Source organism: Bacillus sp. SYZHCR11 (assembly GCF_057196865.1).
The window spans coordinates 140,115-146,774 of sequence record NZ_JBXUND010000005.1 but is presented as its reverse complement, the minus strand read 5'-3'; the positions used below and the strand labels follow the sequence as shown (position 1 = coordinate 146,774).

1 protein-coding gene is annotated in these 6,660 nt (G+C 57.9%); it reads right to left on the bottom strand.

Annotated elements, in window-relative coordinates; genetic code table 11:
• Positions 1–6,587: NTTRR-F1 domain (locus AC2CGA_RS17415; protein WP_484480263.1), on the bottom strand; the 6,587-nt coding region annotated here is incomplete at its 3' end.
• Positions 6,588–6,660: the final 73 nt, after the last annotated feature.

Below are 6,660 nucleotides of genomic sequence, written 5' to 3'. Positions count from 1 at the left end.
CCAGTTACACCCGTTGCTCCAGTTACACCCGTTGCTCCAGTTACACCCGTTGCTCCAGTTACACCCGTTGCTCCAGTTACACCCGTTGCTCCAGTCACACCCGTTGCTCCAGTCACACCCGTTGGACCGGTTGGGCCTGTTACTCCCGTTGCTCCAGTTAGTCCTGTTACACCTGTTGGACCCGTTTCTCCGGTTGAACCTGTTACTCCTGTTGCGCCAGTCGCTCCGGTTATCCCCGTTGCCCCAGTCACTCCAGTGGCTCCTGTTGATCCCGTTACTCCTGTGGCTCCTGTTGATCCCGTTACTCCTGTGGCTCCAGTCACACCCGTTGCTCCAGTCACACCCGTTGCTCCAGTCACACCCGTTGAACCGGTTACTCCAGTTGAGCCCGTTGCTCCGGTTTCTCCTGTTACACCTGTTGGGCCGGCTTCTCCGGTTGCTCCTGTTACTCCAGTTGAGCCCGTGACCCCAGTTGGGCCGGTTTCTCCGGTTGAACCTGTTGAGCCTGTTGCTCCTGTTATTCCTGTTGACCCTGTTACACCGGTCGCTCCGGTTTCTCCGGTTGAACCAGTCACTCCTGTTGCACCAGTTACTCCAGTAGCTCCAGTATCCCCGGTCGAGCCAGTTGGACCGGTTTCTCCGGTCGCGCCGGTTATCCCCGTTGCTCCGGTTGGGCCGGTTGTTCCCGTACCCCCGGTTATACCAGTTACCCCAGTCGCTCCAGTTGAACCAGTCACTCCCGTTACACCAGTTACCCCAGTCGCTCCAGTTGAACCAGTCACTCCCGTTACACCAGTTGACCCTGTTGCTCCGGTTTCTCCCGTTGAGCCAGTTGAGCCAGTCGGTCCGGTTATTCCTGTTGACCCAGTTACACCGGTCGCTCCAGTTACTCCAGTTGAGCCCGTTGCGCCGGTTTCTCCTGTTGTCCCAGTTACTCCGGTTGATCCCGTCGCGCCTGTTGATCCGGTTAACCCCGTTGCTCCAGTCACTCCAGTTGCACCGGTTTCTCCCGTTGTCCCAGTTACTCCGGTTGATCCCGTGGTTCCGGTTTCTCCTGTTACACCTGTTGGGCCGGTTTCTCCGGTTGAACCTGTTGAGCCGGTTGCTCCTGTTATTCCTGTTGACCCTGTGACCCCAGTTGGGCCGGTTTCTCCGGTTGACCCAGTCACTCCTGTTGCACCAGTTACTCCAGTAGCTCCAGTATCCCCGGTCGAGCCAGTTGCACCGGTTTCTCCCGTTGAGCCAGTCGGTCCGGTTATTCCTGTTGACCCAGTTACTCCAGTTGAGCCCGTTGCGCCGGTTTCTCCTGTTGAGCCAGTAACCCCTGTTGGTCCAGTCACACCGGTTTCTCCTGTTACACCTGTTGGGCCGGTTGGACCGGTCGATCCGGTTATTCCAGTTGAACCAGTTACTCCCGTGGCTCCTGTTACTCCCGTGGCTCCGGTGGCTCCGGTTGGGCCCGTTTCTCCCGTTGAACCTGTTACACCTGTTGGGCCTGTTACTCCCGTCGCTCCTGTTTCACCAGTTGGGCCGGTTGAGCCAGTTACACCGGTTATTCCTGTTGACCCTGTTACACCGGTCGATCCGGTTTCTCCTATTGAACCAGTTGATCCGGTTGCTCCAGTTACTCCCGTTGAACCAGTTGATCCGGTTGGACCGGTCGCTCCAGTTACCCCCGTTGCCCCAGTTGCTCCTGTCACTCCCGTTGAACCAGTTGAGCCTGTCACTCCCGTTGAACCAGTTGCTCCTGTCACTCCCGTTGAACCAGTTGAGCCTGTTGCTCCGGTTACACCAGTTACCCCAGTCGATCCTGTTGCTCCGGTTTCTCCAGTTATTCCCGTTGCGCCGGTCGCCCCGGATGCACCCGTTGCGCCAGTTGAGCCGGTTTCTCCCGTTGCTCCAGTCACACCCGTTGGACCGGTTGCGCCAGTCGATCCAGTTGCACCGGTTTCTCCTGTTGAGCCAGTCGCGCCAGTTGGACCCGTTACTCCGGTTGCGCCGGTTGAGCCAGTCGCGCCAGTTGGACCCGTTACTCCGGTTGCGCCGGTTGAGCCAGTTGAGCCAGTTGCTCCTGTCACTCCCGTTGAACCAGTTGAGCCTGTCACTCCCGTTGAACCAGTTGCTCCTGTCACTCCCGTTGAACCAGTTGAGCCTGTTGCTCCGGTTACACCAGTTACCCCAGTCGATCCAGTTGCTCCGGTTTCTCCAGTTATTCCCGTTGCGCCGGTCGCCCCGGATGCACCCGTTGCGCCAGTTGAGCCGGTTTCTCCCGTTGCTCCAGTCACACCCGTTGGACCGGTTGCGCCAGTCGATCCAGTTGCACCGGTTTCTCCTGTTGAGCCAGTCGCGCCAGTTGGACCCGTTACTCCGGTTGCGCCGGTTGAGCCAGTCGCGCCAGTTGGACCCGTTACTCCGGTTGCGCCGGTTGAGCCAGTTGAGCCAGTTTCTCCAGTTGCACCGGTTGAGCCAGTTGGTCCGATTTCTCCAGTTACCCCCGTTGCCCCTGTTGCGCCGGTTTCTCCTGTCGCTCCTGTTACTCCAGTTGAGCCCGTGGTTCCGGTTGCTCCTGTTGATCCTGTTAAACCTGTTGGCCCTGTTGCGCCGGTTGGGCCTGTCGATCCTGTGGCGCCTGTTTCTCCAGTTAATCCCGTCGCACCAGTTGAGCCGGTTACTCCCGTTACCCCAGTCGCTCCTGTCGATCCCGTTACACCAGTTAGACCCGTTACTCCGGTGGGGCCGGTTGCTCCCGTTGAGCCTGTCGGTCCGGTTGAACCAATTGCTCCGGTCGCTCCTGTCGATCCCGTTGCACCGGTTACTCCTGTTGCGCCAGTCGCTCCTGTTATCCCCGTTGGGCCGGTTACTCCAGTAGCTCCGGTTTCCCCGGTCGAGCCGGTTTCTCCGGTTGCTCCAGTCGGTCCTATTGCTCCTGTTGAACCTGTTGATCCCGTTGCTCCAGTTGGGCCTGTTACACCAGTTATTCCCGTTACACCAGTTGGACCAGTTACTCCAGTAGCTCCAGTATCCCCGGTCGAGCCAGTTGGACCGGTTACTCCGGTTAAACCGATTGTGCCTGTTGGGCCGGTTACTCCAGTAGCTCCGGTATCCCCGGTCGAGCCGATTTCTCCGGTTGCTCCGGTTGAACCCGTTGCTCCGATTGGACCGGTCTCTCCAGTTACCCCCGTTGCCCCTGTTGGGCCGGTTACTCCAGTAGCTCCGGTATCCCCGGTCGAGCCGATTTCTCCGGTTGCACCTGTTGCTCCGGTTGGGCCAGTTGATCCGGTTGGGCCAGTTGATCCGGTTGAGCCGGTTTCTCCCGTTGTCCCAGTTACTCCGGTTTCTCCTGTTACACCTGTTGGGCCGGTTATCCCCGTTGCCCCAGTTTCTCCTGTTGCCCCAGTTTCTCCGGTTGAGCCAGTTTCTCCCGTTGCACCGGTTACTCCTGTTGTCCCAGTTACCCCAGTCGCTCCTGTCGATCCCGTTGCACCGGTTGAACCTGTTACTCCTGTTGATCCGGTTACTCCCGTCGCCCCGGTTGTTCCTGTTGAACCAGTTTCTCCGGTTGAACCCGTTGCTCCGATTGGACCGGTCTCTCCAGTTACCCCCGTTGCCCCTGTTGGGCCGGTTACTCCAGTAGCTCCGGTTTCTCCCGTTGCACCTGTTACTCCGGCTGAGCCCGTAGTTCCGGTTTCTCCTGTTGGCCCTGTTACACCCGTTTCTCCGGTTGAACCCGTTGCTCCGGTTGGGCCGGTTGCTCCCGTTGAGCCAGTCGGTCCGGTTATTCCTGTTGACCCAGTTACACCGATCGCTCCGGTTACTCCAGTTGAGCCGGTTGAGCCGGTCGAGCCAGTTTCTCCGGTTGAGCCAGTAACTCCTGTTGGCCCTGTTGAGCCAGTCGCGCCTGTTTCCCCCGTTGCTCCGGTTGGGCCGGTTGCCCCTGTTACTCCAGTTACTCCGGTTGCTCCTGTTACTCCAGTTACTCCGGTTGCTCCTGTTACTCCAGTTACTCCGGTTGCTCCTGTCGGTCCTGTTGCTCCTGTTATTCCATTTGAGCCTGTTGATCCGGTTGGACCGGCCTCTCCCGTTGGGCCGGTTTCTCCGGTTGAACCAGTTACACCAGTTGAGCCAGTCGATCCGGTTGAACCTGTTGCTCCAGTTGAGCCCGTGACCCCAGTTAGGCCGGTTGATCCTGTTGCACCAGTCACTCCTGTTGGGCCAGTTTCTCCGGTTGCGCCAGTAACTCCTGTTGGACCGGTTGAGCCAGTCGCGCCTGTTTCCCCCGTTGGACCTGTTACTCCGGTTGAGCCGGTTATCCCCGTCGCCCCGGTTGATCCTGTCGATCCCGTGACCCCGATCGGGCCAGTCACACCTGTTTCTCCGGTTGAACCTGTTGGTCCTGTTCCCCCGGTTGCGCCTGTTTCTCCAGTTATTCCCGTCTCACCAGTTGAGCCGGTTGAGCCGGCTGCTCCTGTCGGTCCGGTTGGGCCCGTTCCCCCGGTTACACCCGTTACCCCAGTCGCTCCGGTTATCCCCGTTGTCCCAGTCACTCCTGTTGGACCCGTTACACCCGTTAGGCCTGTTGTACCTGTTACTCCAGTTGACCCGGTTGCTCCTGTTGATCCCGTTACTCCGGTTGAACCTGTCACTCCCGTTGAACCAGTTGAGCCGGTTGGGCCGGTTGATCCTGTCGATCCCGTTACCCCTGTTACTCCGGTCGCTCCCGTCACACCCGTTGCTCCGGTTGATCCGGTTACTCCCGTCGGCCCGGTTGAACCCGTTGGGCCTGTTACACCAGTCGAGCCGGTTGTTCCTGTTACTCCAGTCATTCCGGTTGCTCCTGTTGAGCCAGTCTCTCCGGTTTCTCCGGTTGAACCTGTTGCTCCGATTGGACCGGTCTCTCCAGTTACCCCCGTTGCCCCTGTTGAGCCGGTTACTCCAGTAGCTCCGGTATCCCCGGTCGAGCCGGTTTCTCCGGTTGCACCTGTTGCTCCGGTTGGGCCTGTTGATCCGGTTGCGCCAGTAACTCCTGTTGGCCCTGTTGAGCCAGTTGCGCCTGTTACCCCCGTTGCTCCGGTTGGGCCGGTTGTTCCCGTTATTCCTGATGGTCCTATTGATCCGGTTATACCAGTTGGGCCTGTTGAGCCAGTTAAACCTGTTGCTCCAGTCACTCCCGTTGCACCGGTTTCTCCGGTTGAGCCTGGCGATCCCGTTGGACCGATCTCTCCCGTGGGTCCAGTTGATCCTGTCGACCCTGTTGGCCCGGTTGGACCGGTTGATCCCGTTGCTCCCGTTGCTCCTGTTGAACCAGTTGAACCTGTTCCCCCGGTTTCTCCAGTTAATCCCGTCGCACCAGTTGAGCCGGTTGCTCCTGTCGGTCCGGTTGGTCCCGTTACCCCGGTCGATCCGGTTATCCCCGTTGTCCCAGTTACTCCTGTTGGACCCGTTACACCCGTTAGGCCTGTTTCTCCAGTCACTCCGGTTGGTCCCGTTGCTCCGGTTGATCCTGTTGGCCCTGTTGAGCCAGTCGCGCCTGTTTCCCCCGTTGCTCCGGTTGGGCCGGTTGCCCCTGTTACTCCAGTTACTCCGGTTGATCCTGTCGGTCCTGTTGCTCCTGTTATTCCATTTGAGCCTGTTGATCCGGTTGCTCCGGTTGAACCAGTTGACCCTGTTGGACCTGTTGCTCCTGTTGATCCTGTCGATCCGGTTATCCCCGTTGCCCCAGTCACTCCTGTTGAACCGGTTGAACCAGTTGATCCTGTCGATCCGGTTGAACCGGTTATCCCTGTCGCCCCGGTTGCTCCTGTTACACCCGTTGTACCTGTTGATCCGGTTGGACCTGTTACTCCAGTTAGGCCAGTCGAGCCGGTTGCTCCAGTTAATCCCGTCGCACCAGTTGGGCCTGTTGCTCCCGTTACTCCAGTCACTCCGGTTGAGCCCGTGGTTCCGGTCGCTCCTGTTACACCAGTCGAGCCGGTTGCTCCAGTTACTCCTGTCGGACCAGTTACTCCGTTTGGACCGGTTACACCCGTCGCTCCTCTTGCCCCGGTTGCACCAGTTACTCCCGTCGCTCCTCTTGCGCCGGTCACTCCTGTTGGGCCCGTCACTCCAGTGGGACCTGTAATTCCTGTTACGCCAGGTTCACCCCCGGTTTGCGCCAATGAAACATCGTCTATTAAAACCGTGCCGGAAGAAACTTTACTTAATACAATGACGGCAGAGGCCGCGCCAGAAGGCACACTGCTTGTTTTATAGATTTCAGACCATGTGTGAAAGAGCACGTTCGGCAAATTTCCGGGTGTAATATTTTCTTGAATGGAACTGATTTGTTCACCTGCTGCGCTGACATAGATGATCTGGAGAGTGACTTGGGGACTTGGATCATTTCCGAGCGTTGCGAGTGATACGAATAGAGTCACTGACTTGGCTGAAATGGGAACGATTTGACTGAGGTAAGCATATGGCTGAGCTCCAATAAATTGCGCAGAATATCTCCCTGAATGTGCAAACAAACTGTTAATCTGGGTATTTGCCGAACTCCACCCCGCTAATGTGCCGGTTTCAAAGCTTCCGTTTATAATCGGATTATTCATTCAATCTTTTTCCCTCTCCTTCCCGTTGTTGACCGTCTTACTTATTAAGACAGCATATTAATACGGGCTGTGT